The sequence below is a fragment of the Nocardia sp. NPDC004168 genome (genome assembly GCF_040610355.1).
In the GTDB taxonomy this organism is placed as follows: Bacteria; Actinomycetota; Actinomycetes; order Mycobacteriales; family Mycobacteriaceae; genus Nocardia; species Nocardia sichangensis.
Genome location: NZ_JBEXME010000004.1, coordinates 36,236 through 54,230 on the forward strand (window position 1 = coordinate 36,236; position 17,995 = coordinate 54,230).

The window sequence follows — 17,995 nt, forward strand, 5'->3', positions numbered from 1 at the left end:
GCCAGGGCGCGGCCGTCCGTCCGCGCGGAGCACTATGGCATGGTGCGCGCTATAGATCTGAACGGTTTCGGCGGTCCCGATGTCATGGTCTTGGCCGAAGTGCCGGAGCCGAAGCCGGGACACGGAGAAGTGCTGATCGAGGTGGCCGCCGCGGGTGTCAACCGGGCCGATCTGTTGCAGCGTCAGGGCTTCTACCCGCCCCCGCCGGGAGCCAGCCCGCTACTCGGCCTGGAATGCTCCGGCGTGATCGCCGGAATCGGCGACGGAGTGCGCGACTGGGCGGTCGGCGATCGAGTGTGCGCGCTGCTGTCCGGCGGCGGCTACGCCGAGCGGGTCGTGGTGGCCGCCACCCAGGTGCTTCCGGTGCCGGACGGCCTGGACCTGGGCGCGGCGGCCGGGCTGCCCGAGGTGGCGGCGACCGTGTGGTCGAACCTGGTGATGACCGCGGGCCTGCGGGCCAACCGGCTGGTGCTGATCCACGGCGGCGGCAGCGGGATCGGTACGCACGCCATCCAGGTCGCCAAGGCCCTCGGCGCGCGCGTCGCGGTGACCGCCGGATCGGCCGAGAAGCTGGCGCGCTGCGCGGAACTCGGGGCGGACGTGCTGATCAACTACAAAGAGGACGACTTCGTCGCGGCCGTGCGTGCCGAGCGGTCGGGCGCCGGCGGCTCCGGCGCGGACGTCATCCTCGACAACATGGGCGCGGCCTACCTGGGACGCAACGTCGACGCGCTGGCCGAGCACGGCCGCCTCGTGGTGATCGGCATGCAGGGCGGAGTGACCGCCGAACTGAACCTGGGCGCCCTGTTGCGCAAGTGGGGCACCGTCCACGCCACCAACGTGCGCGCGAGGCCCGCGACCGGAGCGGGCGGCAAGGCCGAGATCGTGGCGGAGGTGCGCGGGCAGCTGTGGCCGTTGATCGCCGACGGCACGGTGGCGCCCGTCATCGCGGCCGAACTGCCGATCGAGGAGGCCGCCGAAGCGCACCGGCTGCTGGACTCCGGCGAGGTGGTCGGCAAGGTCGTGCTGCGGGTGGCGGAACTCTGAGCGGCGCTCACTCCAGCGCCAGCAGCGCCCTGCCGAGCTGATCGATCTCGAACTTGGTGGTGTAGGGCGCGAGCCCGATGGTCACCGCGCCGCCCTCGTCGTTGACGCCGAGCGCGTCCAGCAGCCTGCTGCCGCCGTGCACACCGCTCACCGTGCCGATCCGGTTGTCGGCGAGCTTCGCCGCGACCTTCTCCGCCTGCATGCCCGCGAGCGTGAAGCTGACCGTGGGAATGCGGGTGGACGCGCGGCCGATCACGGTGAGGCTCGGGATCGAGTCGAGCATGCTCATCAGGTGCTCGAACAGCTGGTCGTGGTAGTCCTGCAACGAGGTGATCGACATCTCCAGCCGCTCGCGCCGGGTGCCGTGGGCCCGCTCGTCCAGCCCGGCCAGGAAATCGATCGAAGTGGTCAGGCCCGCGAGCAGCGCGTATTGGTGCCCGCCGACCTCGAGCCGCTCGGCGCCCTTCGCATAGGGGTTGAGCGACATGGACGGGATCCGATCCAGGAACGCGGGGTCACGGAAGACCAGCGCGCCGATCTGCGGACCGCCCCACGCCGGTGCGCTCAACGCGACGACGTCGGCGTTCAGTTCCTCGATGTCGATGAGCGCGTAGGGCGCGGCGCCGAACGCGTCGGCCACCAGCAGGCCACCCACCTCGTGCACCCGGTCCGCGGCAACCCGCACGGCGGGCGCCGAGCCGACGATGGGCGAGGCGGCGGTGAGGGCGACCAGCCGCGCCGTGGGTCCGATCAACTCCTCGAACTGCCAGGACGGCATCTCGCAGGTCTCGATCTCCACCTCGGCCCAGCGCACGTGCGCGCCGTAGCGGTTGGCGATGCGCAGCCACGGCGCGACATTGGCCTCGTCGTCCAGCCTGGACAACACGATGCCGGTGCCGAGTCCGAGGCGGGAACTCAGCGATTCGGCCAGCCAGGCCAGCAGGACCGCACGGTCGGGACCGAGCACGACACCCGCCGGGTCACCGCCGACCAGGTCCGCGACGGCCTCGCGGGCCGCGTCCAGAATCGCCGCGCTGCGCACGGCCGCGGCGGTTCGGCCGATATGCGAGAAGGAAGAAGTTCGGAAACCCGTTGAAACGGCCCGGGATACCGCGTCCGGGATCAGCATGCCCGCTTGCGGGTCGAGATGGATCCAGCCGTCGCCCAGGGACGGTATCAGGCCCCGAACCCGCGCGACGTCGTAAGTCATGCTGGCCACTCTAAGGGCAGCAGGCGAGCCTGTGTAACCGCGTTCCCCTCCACATCGTGGCGAGAGCACAGCGACCTGGGACTCAGCATGGCGACCGACTTTCGACAAATCCGAATCACACGACCCGAACAGAATAGAACGCCGGCTCCCAGGGCGGTGCGTACCAGCGACACGCGCCGCGCCCTGCCCAGTGTGCCCCGTCCGCGGAACACCGGCTTAGCGCGTTCGGAGCGAACACGACATGATAGGGACCATGACGCACTCGGACGAGGCACCGGACCACATCGTCGTTGTCGGACCCGACGGCAGGCCGTTGGCCATCCCGGCGGCGGCCGGACCGGGGGCTCCCTTCACCGCGCAGGTCGTGACCGACGATAACAAGGACGAGTCGGGCGATCGGGACGACTCCGGCGAATCGCTCGCCGACATGGTCGAGCAGCCCGCGAAGGTCATGCGCATCGGCACCATGATCAAGCAGCTGCTCGAGGAGGTGCGCGCCGCCCCGCTGGACGAGGCCAGCCGCAATCGCCTGAAGGAGATCCACACGTCCTCCGTGCGGGAGCTGGAGCAGGGCCTCGCCCCGGAACTGCGGGAGGAACTCGAGCGGCTCACCTTGCCGTTCACCGACGACGCCGTCCCGACCGACGCCGAGCTGCGGATCGCGCAGGCCCAGCTGGTCGGCTGGCTGGAGGGCCTGTTCCACGGCATCCAGACCGCGCTGTTCGCCCAGCAGATGGCCGCGCGCGCCCAGCTCGAACAGATGCGCCAAGGCGCGCTGCCGCCCGGCCTCAACGCCGCCGACCCGCGCGGCGGTCAAGCCGGTCACGTCACCGGCGGTTCCGGCCAGTACCTGTGAGACCGGCGACGCGCGTGTGCCACGCGGCGGCGGGAAGCGGCCGGGGTAGTCTCGTGCACCGTGCCCGCCGCTGCCGCTCGCTCCGACTCGGTCTCCGATCCGAGTGCGGTGCGTCCTGAAGAGAGCTCAGTTGGTTCCGATGACCAAGCACGTTCAGATGACAGCTCGCCGACCCCCTCGGCCGAGCACACGGAGCGTTCCGGCGACGACTCACCGGAGGACCCGGTGAGCGCGGCAACACCGGAGACGGAGACCCTGCACGCCGGAGCCACCGTGGCGAAGATCGTGCCGGACTCCCAGACGTTCCGGCGCGCGTTCCAGGACTTCGCGGTCGGCTTCGCGCAGCGGGAGCTGTGGCTGTCGCTCGGCTGGCAGGACATCAAGCAGCGTTACCGGCGCTCGGTGCTCGGTCCGTTCTGGATCACCATCGCCACCGGCTTGCAGGCCGTCGCGATGGGTGTGCTGTACGCGGCGCTGCTCGGCCAGCCGCTGCGGGAGTACCTGCCCTACGTGACGGTCGGCTTGATCATCTGGAACGTGATCAGCGCGAGCATCCTGGAGGGCTCGGAGGTCTTCATCGCCAATGAGGGCCTGATCAAGCAGCTTCCTTCGGCCTTGAGCGTGCACGTCTACCGGCTGGTGTGGCGGCAACTGCTCTTCTTCGCCCACAACATGGTCATCTACGTGGTGATGCTCGCCGCGTTCGGCGTGTGGCGCCATCTCGGGGTGGCCAGCCTCATGGCGATTCCGGCGATCGCGCTGATCTTCCTGAATTCGATGTGGGTGTCGATCGTGTTCGGCATCTTCAGCACGCGCTACCGCGACATCGCGCCGATTCTCGGCAGCACGACGCTGATGCTGTTCGTGCTGACCCCGGTCATGTGGACGACCAAGACTCTGCAATCGCAGATGAACAACGGCGACCGCGCGAAGCTGGCCGAACTCGTGCCGACGTTCCACTATCTCGAAATCGTCCGGGCGCCCCTGCTCGGCGAACCGCAAGAACTGCGGCACTGGCTGGTCGTCGGCGTGATCACCCTGCTGGGCTGGATCGTGGCGATCCTCGCGATGAAGCAGTTCCGTTCGCGCGTACCGTACTGGGTATAGGAGCGCCCCGATGAGTCGTGTGAGTATCGAGACCCAGGAAGCCTGGGTCGAATTCCCGATCTTCGACGCCAAATCGCGGTCGTTGAAAAAGGCGTTCCTCGGCAAAGCCGGCGGCGCGATCGGACGCAACAAATCCGACGTCGTCGTGGTCGAGGCCCTCCGGGACATCAACCTGTCGCTGAAAGAGGGCGACCGGGTGGGCTTGGTCGGGCACAACGGCGCGGGCAAATCGACGCTGCTGCGCCTGCTCTCGGGCATCTACGAACCGTCGCGGGGCAGTGCGCGCATCCGCGGGCGGGTGGCTCCGGTGTTCGACCTCGGCGTCGGCATGGACCCGGAGATCTCCGGCTACGAGAACATCATCATCCGCGGACTGTTCCTCGGACAGACCCGCAAGCAGATGCTGTCGAAGATCGATGAGATCGCCGATTTCACCGAGCTCGGCGAATACCTGTCCATGCCCCTGCGCACCTATTCCACCGGTATGCGGGTGCGCCTCGCGATGGGCGTGGTCACCTCGATCGATCCCGAGATCCTGCTGCTCGACGAGGGCATCGGCGCCGTCGACGCGGAATTCATGAAGAAGGCCCGCAAGCGGTTGCAGTCGTTGGTGGCGCGTTCGGGCATCCTGGTCTTCGCCAGCCATTCGAACGAATTCCTCGCGCAGTTGTGCGACACGGCGTTGTGGATCGACCACGGCCAGATCCGCTTGCGTGGCGGCATCGAAGAAGTGGTGCGAGCCTATGAGGGGCCGGAGGCGGGGAATCACGTCGCGACCGTGCTGCGCGAGATGGAAGCGGAGCGGGGCGAGAAATCAGATCGAGAATTGGAGCGGAATCAGGCATGAGCGGTCAGGCCCGGAGGCGGCAGCGAAGCGTGACCACGGAGGGCCCCGCACATGCCGGGAAGGCCACAGCATGAGTGAGCCGACCGGGCAGGACACCCCGATCGACGAAGGGGCGCAGGCCCGGATCGGCTCCGCACCGGAGGATGCCGTCGAGCTCGCCGATCCCGCCGCGGAATCCGCGGCGCCGGACCCGGATTCGCAGCCGCGCATCGTTGCCGTCGTCGTCACGCACAAGCGCCGCGAACTGCTCGCCGAGTCACTGAAGGTCGTCACCTCGCAGTCCCGGCCGGTGGACCACCTGATCGTGGTGGACAACGGCAACGAGACCGAAGTCGCCGATCTGGTGCGCGACCAGCCGGTGGAATCCACCTACCTGGGCTCGGCGCACAACCTCGGCGGCGCGGGCGGGTTCGCGCTCGGCATGCTGCACGCGTTGAGCATCGGCGCGGACTGGGTGTGGCTCGCCGACGACGACGGCAGGCCCGAAGGCCCCGACGTGCTGTCCACCCTGCTGGACTGCGCGAACCGGCACGGTCTGGTCGAGGTTTCGCCCGTGGTCTGCGATATCGACGAACCCGACCGTCTCGCCTTCCCGCTGCGCCGCGGCGTGGTCTGGCGCAGGCTGCGCTCGGAACTCGGCGACGACGACTTCCTGCCCGGCATCGCCTCGCTGTTCAACGGCGCGCTGATCTCCGCGCGGGCGGTCGACGTGATCGGCGTGCCGGACCTGCGCCTGTTCGTGCGCGGTGACGAGGTGGAGGTACATCGCAGGCTGGTGCGCTCCGGGCTGCCGTTCGGCACCTGCCTGCAGACGGCATATCTGCATCCCAACGGTGCGGCGGAGTTCAAGCCGATTCTCGGCGGCCGGATGCACACGCAATATCCCGACGATCCGGTGAAGCGCTACTTCACCTACCGCAACCGCGGCTACTTGATGTCGCAGCCGGGTATGCGGAAACTGCTGCCCCAGGAGTGGGTTCGCTTCTCCTGGTTCTTCCTCGTCACCCGCCGCGACCCGGCCGGCCTGCGCGAATGGTTCCACCTACGCTCACTCGGCCGCCACGAGCAGTTCGGCAAGCCCGACTGAGCTCGGAAGGTCGCCCGCGCGGCGCCTCGGATCAGTCCGATGCGTGGCGCTTCCGACCCGAATCGGTAATTCGGTTGTGCGGAGCCGGAGTCGAGTGCAAGAGTGGGCAGAACTGCGAGAGAGGCAAGGAGGTGTGGACCGTGACGAGGAACGTTCGGGTTGTCGTGTTCAGGCGAGCTGACGTCGGTCATGCCGCCACACGAAACTCCACCTCATTCTCCGCTCGCTGAACCCTTCGTCGGGTTCGGCGCCCGACGAAGGACTCCTTCCATCATGGTCGTCCACGACCTTCTCGTCCCTTACGGCTGGACCGAAGCCGTTGCCACGCAGTACGCCTCGATGATCGAGGAAGACTGTGTGCCCGCGCGAGTGATCCGCATGGACCGCAGCGAATGCGATGTGGCCACGCCCGACGGGCTCGCCCGCGCTCGTTGCCCGCGCCCGGATTCCGAGGTCAGTGGGCTGTGCACCGGCGACTGGGTGACCGTCGACGCCACCTCGGCGGTGCGCCGGTTGCTGCCGCGCCGATCGGCGATCATGCGATCGTCGGTCTCCGGCCGGTCCCAGGGCCAGGTGCTCGCCGCCAACGTCGACACCGTGCTGATCTGTGCCGCCGCCGACGGCGACGTGGATCTCGGCCGCATCGAACGCATGCTCGCGCTGGCCTGGGAGAGCAATGCCCAGCCGATCGTGCTGCTCACCAAGGCCGACGCGGCCGACGACCTCCCGCTCGCCCAGGTACGCGCCGTCGCGCCGGGCGCTGCCGTGCTCGAGGTGAGCGCGAACACCGGCCTCGGGCTCGACGTGCTCACGGCGCTGCTCGACGGCACCGTCGCGCTGCTCGGACCCTCCGGTGCTGGGAAGTCGACTCTCGCCAACGCGCTGCTCGGCGCGGAGGTCTTCGCCACCAACGCGGTTCGCGACACCGACAAGAAAGGCAGGCACACCACGGTGCACCGGGAGCTGCGCCCGCTGCCCGGCGGCGGCACCCTGATCGATACGCCGGGGCTGCGCGGCGTCGGGCTGTGGGATGCCGCCGAAGGCATCGAGAAGACCTTCAGCGACATCGAAACCCTTGCCGCCCAGTGTCGTTTCGGCGATTGCGCGCACCACGGCGAACCCGGGTGCGCGGTGCGGGAGGCGATCGACAACGGCGAACTCACCCAGCGCAGGCTCGACAGCTACGACAAGCTGGCCCGGGAGAACGAGTGGATGCGGGCGCGCACCGACAAACGGCTGCAAGCCGAACGCGAGCGAGCCTGGCGGGACATCAGCAAGCAGCACCGCAAGATGTTCCGGGAGCGGAACTCGCGACGCTGATCGAGCGGGGGCACGGTAGGGTGCCCTTCGCATCGTTCGCTATCTGGGAGGGATAGATGAGTCAGCCCGGCGGGTACCCGCCACCCGGTCAGCAGCCCGGCCAATGGCCCGGACAGCCGACATTCGGTCAGCAGCCGCCAGTCGGCCAGTACCCGCCTCAGCAGGCGCCCGCGCAGTACGCGCCGCCCGCGGGGCAGCATCCGAGCCAACCGCATCTCGCCCAACCTCAGGTGGGCCAGTCGCCATACGGGCAGCCCGCGCCCCAATTCGCCCAGCCCGCACCGCAGTACGGGCAGCCGCAGCCCTACGGCCAGCCGCAACAGTTCGGTCAGCCGCAACCGTACGGTCAACCGCAGCAGTTCGGCCCGCAGGGCTACGGCAGGCCCGCCGATCCGCCGGGCATCACCATCGATGCCTCGTACTCGCTCTGGACGTTCATGCTCGGGCTGACCAAGCCGAAGATCCTGGTCAACGGACAGCGGGTGCCCAACACCCGTTGGGGCGCGAACCACATTCCGGTCGGCCCGGGCCAGTACCACGTCCGGGTCACCACCCCGTGGTTGTTCGACATGGGTTCGGCCAACGTGACCGTGCCGATCGCCGAGGGACAGGCCGCGCGGTTCTACTACAAGCCGCCGGTTGTGATCTTCCTCAACGGCGCGATCGGACCGGTTCCGCAGAAAGCGCCGGGCCTGCTGTTCCTGTACATCGTCTGGGCCCTGGTCGGCCTGATGTTCTTACTGAACATCGTGCTCATCGCCGCCACGGCCTGAACCGGAAGAGGGCACCGGCACGCCGGTGCCCTCTCTTCGCACCACCTATGCAACTGGGTGCATAACGAGCGGGTTTACGCTTAGTCTGCAAGCGCGTACAGCCGCGGGCTGATGCCTGCGGCGGAAACGAAGGAGCAGGTCAGATGACGGAACCGGGATCCAAGCCGCTAGCGGGCCGGACGATGATCATGTCCGGCGGCAGTCGCGGCATCGGGCTGGAGATCGCCAAGCGGGCCGCGGCCGACGGCGCCAACATCACCCTGATCGCGAAGACCGATCAGCCGCATCCCAAGCTGCCGGGCACCATCCACACCGCCGCCGCGGAACTCGAGGCGGAGGGCGGGCAGGTACTGCCGTTCGTCGGCGACGTTCGCGTCGACGAGTCGGTGGCCGAGGCGGTGCGCCAGACGGTCGAGCGGTTCGGCGGCATCGACATCGTGGTGAACAACGCCTCCGCGATCGACTTGTCCCCCACGGACGCACTGCCGATGAAGAAATACGACTTGATGCAGGACATCAACTGCCGAGGCAGCTTCCTGCTGTCCAAGCTGAGCATCCCGCATCTGCGCGAATCGGCGAAGGCCGGGCGCAACCCGCACATCCTGACGCTGTCCCCGCCGCTGAACCTGGACCCCAAGTGGGCGGGCATGGCGCTGGGCTACACGATCGCCAAGTACGGCATGTCGCTGACCACGTTGGGGCTGGCCGAGGAGCTCAAAGGCGACGGCATCGGCGTCAATTCACTGTGGCCGCGCACCACGATCGCCACCGCGGCGGTGAAGAACCTGCTCGGCGGCGAGGAGATGGTCTCCACCTCGCGCACCCCCGACATCTACGCCGACGCCGCCTACCTGGTGCTCACCTCGCCCGGCAAGGAAACCAGCGGCAACTTCTTCATCGACGACGATGTCCTGGCCGCCCACGGCATCACCGACCTGGACAAGTATCGCGTCACCCCGGGCGACGGCGAACTCACCACCGACCTCTTCCTGTAGGCCTCTCCGCGTCTTCAGGCCGGATTCAGCTGCCGCGGCAGCAGCGTTCGCGGCTGCAATGGGGGACGGGCTGGTCAGCCCGTCCCCGATGTACCAACGAACTCAGCGGTCGCGCTGACCTTCGATCCCGTACAACCGCTCCCAATTCTCGCGGCTGGTCAATTCCGGCATGGCCGCGCGGTACTGCGCCTGGACCGTGGGCAGCTCACGGCGCAGGCGACGCAGCACACGCACCATCCGACGCAGCAGCCGCAGCGCGCGGGCCTTGTCGCGCCGACGCACCCGGACGCCGGACTGCGAGGCGTCGGTGACCACCACGTGGTCGAACAGCGAGACATGCCACCAGTAGGCGTCTTCCCTGGTGACGCCGATGATGCCGTGCTGGGTGCGGCCCAGCCACTGATTGATCGCGCGCTTGATCAGCACCAGCTTCGCGCGGCTGGGTTCCCCACCGGCACGGCGCAACTGGATGTCCGCGGAAGGGACCGGCGGCGTCGAGGCCGGATGCTTGATCGTCTCGGCGTAGTCGGCCCGGCTGGTCCGCGCGGCGGCCAGCGCCTCGATACCGCCGTCCCGCAATACCTTCGGGCCCTTCAAGAAGTCCTCGATGCCCTGCAGGGTGGTGTGCACCAAGCCGTACTGCATCGCGACCAGCTGCTCGGACATCTCCCGGAACAGCCGGCCCGAGATGTCCTTACCGTCCAGCTCGGTGTGCAGCGAGCCGACGATCAGCGAGTTGCGGGTGCTGAAGTAGCGCGCCCAGTCGTCGTAGTCCTTCCAGTAGAAGTCCGCGTGCCAGACCGCGGCGTTGGGGAGCGTGACGGTGACGAAACCGTGCTCGCGCGCCCGGATGCCGTACTCCACGTCGTCCCACTGGAAGAAGATCGGGATCGGCAGGCCGATCTTCGCGACCACCTCGGCCGGGATGAGGCAGGTCCACCAGGCGTTGTAGCCCGCGTCCACGCGGCGCTCCTGGTTCTTCTTCAACATGCTGGTGTTGCGCAGCGCCTTGGGCACCTTCTGGCCGTGCCGCAGCCGGTTCAGATGCACTTCCTCGGCGCCGACGTTAAGGTAGTCGGGGTTGAGCAGGAACAGCATCTGCGCGCCGACCAGGGTCGGTTCGACCGTCAGGTTGGCGAACGCGTTCAGGCGCAGCACCGTCTCCGGTTCGCACAGGATGTCGTCGTCCATCAGGATGACGTCGGCGTGCTCGTTGACCGCGGACACCTCATACAGCCCCCGGGTGAAGCCGCCCGCGCCGCCCAGGTTGGGCTGACGCAGGTAGCGCAGCTTCTCACCGAGGACCGGTGCGACCTCCTGGTAACGCGGCCGGTTCTCGACCAGATCGGTGCCCTGGTCGACGACGTACACCGCGTCGATCGCGGCGAGCACGGTCGGGTCGGAGGACAGCGCCGCGACCGTCTCGGCGCAGTCCTCGGCACGGTTGAAGGTGCAGATCGCGATGGCGACCGGACGGACGCGTTCCGGCGCGACGGCGGTCCAGCTCAACTCCGCGATGCCGAGCGCGCCGCCGATGGCGTCGAACTCCAGCCACAGCGCGCCGCCGTCGACGTACTGGTCCAGCGGGGCGGTCAGGGTGACCGAACCGCTCGCGTCGACCCGCTGGGTGTCGATGATCCTGCGGTGACCGGCGATGTCGGAGGCCACCAGACGGATGTTCGCCTTGGCGGCGACGTCGAGCACCATGCTGACCCGCACATCGGTGACCGTGGTCCAGCGCTGCCAGTAGCTCGCGGCGAACCGGCCGAAATAGGTGTTGGTGTGCGCGGTCGCGCCCTTGTCCAAACGCAGGGTCTGGCGTTCTCGGTGCGCGCCACCTTTCACGACGGCGTACAGCTCGTCGCTCACCTTCGCCGACGGACCGGCGAAGATACCGCGCTGGAGCACGAGCCGGTCCGGCGCCCGATGGTCGGCGCGCAGCGCGGCAGGCGCCTCAGCGGCCGTCGAGCGATCGTTTGTTTCGGTAACGGCCTCGATAGCCGACTGATCCATGAAATCCTCGAAATTCTCATTGTGCCGGACGGGACAGACACGCCCCTCGATGCCTTCACGGCGGGGGTGAGGATATCAACCGCCCTGTGCGGCTGCCCGCCGTACGGCCACGCCGACGTGTGCTCGAAGCATTGCTAAACGTTCGCCGATTCGTTGTCGGTGGCGCTGCCGGTACCCGCTCGCGCTCCGGTGAAGACGAACTTGTCATAGGCCCAGTACCGGAACACCACGGCCACGATCTGCCCGATCAACGTACCGGAGATGTTGTCCGACAGCGGGCTGGACAGGTCGAGCACGTAGCGGGAGAAGCCGAGACAGCCCAGTTGCAGGCCGATCGCGACGACGTTGAACACCGCGTACAACAGGTATTCGCGACCGGGATTGTCGGTCCGCTTGTGCGCGAAGGTCCACCACTTGTTGCCGAAATAGGTCACCACCGTGGCCACCGCGATCGCGATGATCTTTGCCGGCAGTGGGTAGTGATAGAGCACGCCCTCGCCACCCCAGAAGACCAGGAGGTTGTACGTGCCCGCGTCCACCAGGAACCCGATCGCGCCGACCACCAGGAAAGCCCCGCCTCTGCGCAGCGCGGTGAGCACCTTGCGAACGATCGCTTCGGTCTCCTGCGTCACTGGCTCGTCCGCGGGCGCGGTGGACTCACTGGATGGCACGGCCCGACGGTACCGCAGGAGCGCCGAAGCGCCCGCGCGGGGAAATTCCGCCTCCGCACACGGTGAGGTCGGCCACGCGCAAACTGTGAGTTCCCTGTACCCTCCCCGTGTTCCCACATTCACCACCGATCGCGAGGATTGACCCGGGTGGACTCCACCGAGCTCCGTATTGCCGCCGTGGTTCCGTGTCACAACGAAGAGGCCTCGATCGCCAAGGTCGTGGCCGATCTGCAGGCCGCCGTGCCGGGAATCGTCGTCTACGTCTATGACAATCTGAGCACGGACAAAACCGCCGAGCGCGCACGCGAGGCCGGAGCGATCGTGCGCCACGAGCACACCAAGGGCAAGGGCAACGTGGTGCGCCGCGCCTTCGCCGACATCGAGGCGGACGTGTACTTGATGGTCGACGGCGACGACACCTATGAGGCGTCCGCCGCGCCGCTGATGATCAAGACGTTGCTCGACGGCCCCTACGACCATGTGCTCGGCGTGCGCAAGCAGGACGAGGGCGCCTCGGCCTACCGCGCGGGCCACGAGACCGGTAACAAGGTGCTCAACGGCGTGGTCGGGAAGGTGTTCGGCGAGAACGTCGAGGACATGCTCTCCGGTTTCCGAGTGTTCTCCCGCCGGTTCGTGAAGAGCTTTCCGGCGGTGTCTCGTGAGTTCGAGATCGAGACCGAGCTCACGGTGCATTCCCTGCACCTGCGGGTGCCGCGGACGGCGGTGCCGGTCGGCTTCCGTGATCGTCCGGCGGGCAGCGAGAGCAAGCTGCGCACCTATCACGACGGATTCAAGATCCTCGCCCTGATCATCGGGCTGGCCCGGCACGAGCGGCCGGTCGCGTTCTACGGCCTGTTCGGCACGCTGAGCTGGCTGGTCTCGATCGTCCTGACCATTCCGATCGTCGTCGAGTTCTACAACACCCACACGGTGCCGCGGTTCCCGACGCTGTTCCTCGCCTTCACGCTGCTGCTGCTCGGCAGCCTCGCCTGGACCGCGGGACTGATCCTCGACGGCATCCGGCGCTCCCGCCACGAGGCCGCGCGCCTGGTCTACCTGCGCTACACCGCGGTGGGCGCGGAGGACCCGCGCAGCGCGAGCAACGGCGGAGCCGGGCGTTGACGACCTCGGCGGATCGGGCCGCGACGCCGGAGGAGAATCTGGGCGAGCGTTCGGACACCGCGCCGCTACCCGCCACCGACACCGCCCCGCTACCGGCTGTGGACGCCGAGGCGGCGACCACCGGCACGGACCGGTCGGCGAAAGGTCTCGCGGAGCGAGTGGTGACGCGCCTGGGCGCGGCGACGATCGCATTCACCCTGCTGGCGACGATCTTCGGTGCGCTGTTCACCGTTCTCACCCCGCCGTTCTGGGGTCATGACGAGATCACCCAGTTCGGTCGCGCCTACCAGGTCGCGCACGGCGGGTTCCTGCCGCAGCGGATCCACGACGATCGCGGCATCGCCTACGGCGGCGACGTCCCGTCCAGCATCACCGAGCTGATGGGCTACGCGCTGCGGGACTACTCCACCAATCCGGACGAGCCGGATCCCATGGTGGCCGACCCGGCCCGCTACGACCAACTGACCGGCGCCGCGGTCTCGGACGCCACCGAACCGGTGTGGTTCACCAATACCGCGGCTTACTCGCCGATCCCCTACATTCCGGCCGCTATCGGCATCCGCCTCGGCGAACTCTTCGGGCTGAACGTGGGTGGCCTGCTCCTGCTCACCCGGTTCGCCGGACTGGTGGCCTATCTCGCTGTGGTCGGGTTCGGCCTGTACGCCTTGCGCGCGCACCGGGTGCAGTGGCTGGCGTTCACCGTCGCCGTGCTGCCGATCGCGGTGTTCCAGGCGGGCACGGTGACCGCCGACACCATGACCAACGCGCTGGCCATCTTGGTCTCCGCGCTGCTGGTGAAGGCCATGTTCCTCGGCATGCGACTGGGCCGGGTGGAGATCGGCGCGCTGCTGGCCGCGACGATCATGCTGCCGGTGAGCAAGCCCACCTATGTGTTGCTCGCGCTGCTGGTCGCCCTGGTGCCCGCCGACCGATTCGGATTCAGCGGGTGGCGGCGCGGGATTCCGTGGGTGTTCGCCGCGGCGGGCGCGCTCGCGTTCGCGGTGTGGATGAAGATCGCGGCGCCGACCGGCGACGGCATGGGCCTGATGCGGCCGCCGCACCAGTGGCACTCGGTGCGTCCCGGCGACCAGCTCAGCGGCATCCTGCGCGATCCACCGGAGTTCGTGCACGTGTTCGGCGAGAGCATCGCCCTGCGCGACCAGCGCTGGTTCAGCCAGTTCTTCGGTGAACTCGGCTTCGCCTACGTCGACGTGCCCGCCATCGCCATGCTGGCCTGCCTGCTCGCGTTCGCGGTGAGCATCGGCATCGCGGAACGGATGACCGTCCCGGCCTTCCGCCGCACCCTGATCGTCGCGCTCACCATGGCCGCGAGCGTCGCGATGATCTACGTGACGCTGTACATGTCGTTCACGCCGGTCGGCTACTACATCATCGACGGCGTGCAGGGCCGCTATTTCGTGCCGCTGGCGATCGTGACGCTCGCGGTGCTGCTGCGCTGGATGCCGCTGCGGCTCACGGACTCCGCGGGGAAGACCCCGACGGTGGGCCCGGCCGTCACCGTGCTGGTGGCGACGAGCGTGGCGCTGATCGCGGCGGCGGCGAAGTACTACACCATCGTCTGGGGCTGAGCGGCGCGGCGTCTCGGGTATCTCCCGGGGCGCCTTTCAGTCGCCCGCCGCGCTGAGAGTCCGCTCGCCCGCGGCGAGGTAGGCGTGCTCGGTGGCGGCCTTGTCCGGGCGCCACCAGTTCTCGTTGTCCCGGTACCACTGAATCGTCGCGGCCAGTCCGGCGCGGAAGTCCGCGTAACGGGGGCGCCAATCGAGTTCGGAACGCAGCAACGTCGCGTCGATCGCGTAGCGCTGGTCGTGGCCGGGCCGGTCGGTCACGTGGTCGAAATCGTCGGGGTCGCGGCCGAACTCCGCGAGGATCATCTGCACCACGGACTTGTTGTCGAGTTCGCCGTCGGCGCCGATCAGGTAGGTCTGCCCGATCCGGCCCCGGCGCAGGATCTCCCACACGGCGCGATTGTGGTCGTCGACATGGATCCAGTCGCGTACCTGGTGTCCCGCCCCGTAGAGCCGGGGACGGACCCCATCGATCAGATTGGTGATCTGGCGCGGGATGAATTTCTCCACGTGCTGGTAGGGCCCGTAATTGTTACTGCAGTTGGAGATCGTGGCGCGTACGCCGAACGAGCGGGTCCACGCGCGCACCAGCAGATCGCTCGAGGCCTTGGTGGCCGAGTACGGGCTGGACGGGTTGTAGGGGGTGGTCTCGGTGAAGGCCGGATCGTCCGGGGCGAGGTCGCCGTAGACCTCGTCGGTCGACACGTGGTGATAGCGCACGTCGTGCCTGCGCACGGCCTGCAGGAGGGAATAGGTGCCGACGATATTGGTCTGCACGAACGGCCACGGCTCGGCGAGGGAGTTGTCGTTGTGCGACTCCGCGGCGAAGTGCACCACCGCGTCCACGCCGCTGACCAGTTCGTCGACCAGGTCGAGATCGGCGATGTCGCCGCGCACGAACTCGATGCGATCGGCCACCGGGTCGAGCGAGGCTCGGTTCCCGGCATAGGTCAGGGCGTCGAGGACGGTGACGGCCGTATCCGGGTGGGCGGACACGGTCTGCTGGACGAAGTTCGCGCCGATGAATCCGGCGCCACCGGTGACGAGCAATCGCACCCCATGACTGTACGTGGGGGCCCGCCGCACCGGCGACGGACTCGAAACCCCGTGCGGCCAAACCGAACTCCCAGGTTTTCGATCTGTGACATTCGTCTCATTGACTTCCCATCGATTGGAACCCTCAGATTGATATTGCACGGAAAAGCCCGGTCAGCGCCCCTATTTCCGCGACCCCACCAAGCCATGGGTCTCGATGGTGAACAAAATTTGAATAAACAGTCACAAGGGGTTCACCACGCGTTAGCTGGTCTAGATTTTGCTCGTCTAGTCCCCTCCGAACGCTTCAATCGAGGTTCCAAACAAAATGCTGATGAGGAAATTCGCCGCGACGTCGGCACTGCTGATCGCCGCCCTCGGCGTCACCGCCGGCACCGTGAACGCGGCTCCGGCCGCCGAGGCCGATGACGCGGTGAACTTCACCGCTCACGCGACCGACACCCAGTCCATCATCACGACCGATGCCGGATCCATGGTCGTCGAGGATGGCGTTTTCAAGGTCAAGGCGGCCAACGGCAACGTGCTGACCGGCATGCCGATGACCTTCCGGGTGGATGACTTCGAGTTCCCGATCGCTGCCGAGATCGCGGACCACACCGCCACCCTGACCCCCCAGTTCGACATGGCGCACGCGACCTACAAGCCCGTCGCCCTGCCGTTCGAGGACAAGGCGCCCTGGAAGTCCGAGTACGACCGTGAGCAGGCCGCCTTCAACCGCATGAAGGACACCATCTCGACCGGCGCCACCATCGGCACCCTGGTCGGCGGCATCGGCGGCGGCGCCGTCGGCTGCGTGCTCGGCGGCATCGCCGGCGCGACCGTCGCCTCGGCGGCCATCGTCGGCCTGTTCGGCGCGTTCATCCCGGCCGCGGCCATCGGCTGCCTCGGCGGCATCATCGCCGTCGGCGCGCTGGGCACCCTCGCGGGCCAGCTGCTGATCACCGCCCCGGTCGCCATCGGTGCTGCGATCCAGTACTTCACCACCATCAACCAGCCGTTCGTCGCCCCGAAGTAATCCGCGACCGTACGGACAACTGAAAACGAATCGAAGCCCCCTCCGCGCTGTCCACGCGGACGGGGCTTCATTCATTGCCGCCGCGAACGAAAGTTAACTAATCCTGAACAAAAAGTGAAGCGCCAAGATTGCGACGTCGTGACCTCGGCTATCAAGGACAGATAACTTCGATTCGGAAATAATTTCGCCCGGAGCAGCGCACCACCCCCGCACAGACGCGAGCCCCGTCCCGTCTGATGCGGGGCGGGGCTCGCCTGGGCAGGGCCCGACCGGTTACGCCGTCCGAGCCCGCTGGTCCCCTTCGATCCTGGCCCGCACGAACCGCGCGACCCGCGCCAGCGCCGCCCTGCTCTCCGGCAGATTCGGCGCGATGCTCATGAAGGCGTGGACCTGGCCGCGCCACAACTCCAAGGCGTTCGGCACGCCCGCCGCGGTGAGCCGCTGCGCCATCAGTTCGGAATCGAAGCGCAGCACCTCGTCCTCGGCCGCGACCAGCAGCACGGGCGGAAGCGCGGACAGCACCGCGTTGACCGGCGACAGGCTCGGATCCAGCGTCCCGTCGACCTCCGCGCCGATGCGAACCACCGCTTCCAGCGCCGACAGCGGGATATACGGATCGCGCGCGACGTTCACGTAGTCTCGCTTCGCCGCGTAGTCCAGGTCGAGCAGCGCGCTCAAGCCGACCAACCCGGCCGGTGCGGGCAGCCCCGACTCCAGTGCCAGCAGGGCGGTCGCGAAGGTGAGGTATCCACCCGCCGAATCACCCGCGAAGATGATCCGCCCTGGATCCGCGCCATGGCGCAGCAGCCAGCGATAGGCCGCGAGGCAGTCCCCCACCGAATCGCTGATCCGCGTCCGGGGCAACTGGCGGTACTCGACGTTGATCACGGGCAGACCGGTGCGGCGGGCCAGGCTCGCCGCGACCGGGCGATGACTACGGGTACTGCAGATCGCGAAGCCACCGCCGTGCATGTACAGCACCGCGCCGTGGCGCAACGCACGCGACGCACCGGCCGGGCGGATGATCTCCAGGCGGATGCCGTGCAGCGACACCTGCTCTCGATCGATCCCCTGCGGTCGAGGACGCAGCCGCGCCAGCCCGTCGACGGTGGCCGCGCCGACCGGGATGGTCGTCCTCGTCACCGGGAAGGTTCGCAGCACCGGGCGGACCACGCCCATGCAAGTGGCCAGCAGCAGACGCGATTGCGCGCTGGGGCCGTTCGGATTCATCACCGCACCGGGCTCGCCGTCTCTGGTCGACATCGCGCACCTACCTCACAACTGGCGCGC

16 protein-coding genes are annotated in these 17,995 nt (G+C 68.0%); 11 read left to right on the forward strand and 5 right to left on the reverse strand.

Annotated elements, in window-relative coordinates; all coding sequences use genetic code 11:
- Nucleotides 1-42 precede the first annotated feature (42 nt).
- Nucleotides 43-1,047, forward strand: coding sequence for an NAD(P)H-quinone oxidoreductase (locus tag ABZW96_RS09655; RefSeq protein ID WP_355073730.1), 1,005 nt, complete (start codon nt 43-45; stop codon nt 1,045-1,047).
- 7 nt (nt 1,048-1,054) lie between these two features.
- Here the strand turns inward: ABZW96_RS09655 and ABZW96_RS09660 are convergent, their stop codons facing one another.
- Nucleotides 1,055-2,257, reverse strand: a complete 1,203-nt coding sequence (locus ABZW96_RS09660; protein ID WP_355073057.1) for a cysteine desulfurase-like protein — start codon at nt 2,255-2,257, stop codon at nt 1,055-1,057.
- Between the two features lie 253 nt (nt 2,258-2,510).
- Here ABZW96_RS09660 and ABZW96_RS09665 point away from each other — a divergent pair, with 253 nt between their 5' ends.
- From ABZW96_RS09665 to ABZW96_RS09695, 7 genes are all read left to right on the forward strand, one after another.
- Nucleotides 2,511-3,113 (forward strand): bacterial proteasome activator family protein, encoded by a 603-nt coding sequence (locus tag ABZW96_RS09665; protein ID WP_355073058.1) that lies wholly within the window; start codon nt 2,511-2,513, stop codon nt 3,111-3,113.
- A gap of 282 nt (nt 3,114-3,395) precedes the next feature.
- Nucleotides 3,396-4,220 (forward strand): ABC transporter permease, encoded by an 825-nt coding sequence (locus ABZW96_RS09670; protein ID WP_355073732.1) that lies wholly within the window; start codon nt 3,396-3,398, stop codon nt 4,218-4,220.
- A 10-nt stretch (nt 4,221-4,230) separates the two neighbouring features.
- The gene (locus tag ABZW96_RS09675) at nt 4,231-5,067 is read left to right on the forward strand and encodes an ABC transporter ATP-binding protein (RefSeq protein WP_355073060.1); all 837 of its coding nucleotides are present in this window, start codon (nt 4,231-4,233) and stop codon (nt 5,065-5,067) included.
- A gap of 70 nt (nt 5,068-5,137) precedes the next feature.
- The gene (locus tag ABZW96_RS09680; protein ID WP_355073062.1) at nt 5,138-6,154 is read left to right on the forward strand and encodes a glycosyltransferase family 2 protein; all 1,017 of its coding nucleotides are present in this window, start codon (nt 5,138-5,140) and stop codon (nt 6,152-6,154) included.
- A gap of 273 nt (nt 6,155-6,427) precedes the next feature.
- Nucleotides 6,428-7,474, forward strand: a complete 1,047-nt coding sequence (gene rsgA, locus ABZW96_RS09685) for a ribosome small subunit-dependent GTPase A (RefSeq protein WP_355073064.1) — start codon at nt 6,428-6,430, stop codon at nt 7,472-7,474.
- 56 nt (nt 7,475-7,530) lie between these two features.
- Nucleotides 7,531-8,247 carry a hypothetical protein gene (locus ABZW96_RS09690; protein WP_355073066.1) on the forward strand — a complete coding sequence of 239 codons (717 nt, stop codon included), beginning with the start codon at nt 7,531-7,533 and terminating at the stop codon, nt 8,245-8,247.
- A gap of 143 nt (nt 8,248-8,390) precedes the next feature.
- Nucleotides 8,391-9,242, forward strand: coding sequence for an NAD(P)-dependent oxidoreductase (locus tag ABZW96_RS09695; protein WP_355073068.1), 852 nt, complete (start codon nt 8,391-8,393; stop codon nt 9,240-9,242).
- Between the two features lie 102 nt (nt 9,243-9,344).
- Here ABZW96_RS09695 and ABZW96_RS09700 read toward each other — a convergent pair whose 3' ends face one another.
- The gene (locus tag ABZW96_RS09700; RefSeq protein ID WP_355073070.1) at nt 9,345-11,255 is read right to left on the reverse strand and encodes a glycosyltransferase; all 1,911 of its coding nucleotides are present in this window, start codon (nt 11,253-11,255) and stop codon (nt 9,345-9,347) included.
- A 134-nt stretch (nt 11,256-11,389) separates the two neighbouring features.
- Nucleotides 11,390-11,926 carry a GtrA family protein gene (locus ABZW96_RS09705; protein ID WP_355073072.1) on the reverse strand — a complete coding sequence of 179 codons (537 nt, stop codon included), beginning with the start codon at nt 11,924-11,926 and terminating at the stop codon, nt 11,390-11,392.
- A gap of 147 nt (nt 11,927-12,073) precedes the next feature.
- Here ABZW96_RS09705 and ABZW96_RS09710 point away from each other — a divergent pair, with 147 nt between their 5' ends.
- Nucleotides 12,074-13,048, forward strand: a complete 975-nt coding sequence (locus tag ABZW96_RS09710; RefSeq protein WP_355073074.1) for a glycosyltransferase — start codon at nt 12,074-12,076, stop codon at nt 13,046-13,048.
- Entirely contained in the window at nt 13,045-14,637 is a 1,593-nt protein-coding gene (locus ABZW96_RS09715; RefSeq protein ID WP_355073076.1) for a DUF2142 domain-containing protein, read from the forward strand. Before ABZW96_RS09710 ends, ABZW96_RS09715 begins: the two co-directional genes overlap by 4 nt.
- Before the next feature lie 36 nt (nt 14,638-14,673).
- Here ABZW96_RS09715 and rfbB read toward each other — a convergent pair whose 3' ends face one another.
- Nucleotides 14,674-15,690, reverse strand: a complete 1,017-nt coding sequence (gene rfbB, locus ABZW96_RS09720) for a dTDP-glucose 4,6-dehydratase (protein WP_355073078.1) — start codon at nt 15,688-15,690, stop codon at nt 14,674-14,676.
- Between the two features lie 307 nt (nt 15,691-15,997).
- Here rfbB and ABZW96_RS09725 point away from each other — a divergent pair, with 307 nt between their 5' ends.
- Nucleotides 15,998-16,705: a hypothetical protein gene (locus ABZW96_RS09725; RefSeq protein ID WP_355073080.1), complete on the forward strand. Its 708-nt coding sequence runs from the start codon at nt 15,998-16,000 to the stop codon at nt 16,703-16,705.
- A 273-nt stretch (nt 16,706-16,978) separates the two neighbouring features.
- Here ABZW96_RS09725 and ABZW96_RS09730 read toward each other — a convergent pair whose 3' ends face one another.
- Nucleotides 16,979-17,968, reverse strand: a complete 990-nt coding sequence (locus ABZW96_RS09730) for an alpha/beta hydrolase (protein ID WP_355073082.1) — start codon at nt 17,966-17,968, stop codon at nt 16,979-16,981.
- Between the last annotated feature and the right edge of the window lie 27 nt (nt 17,969-17,995).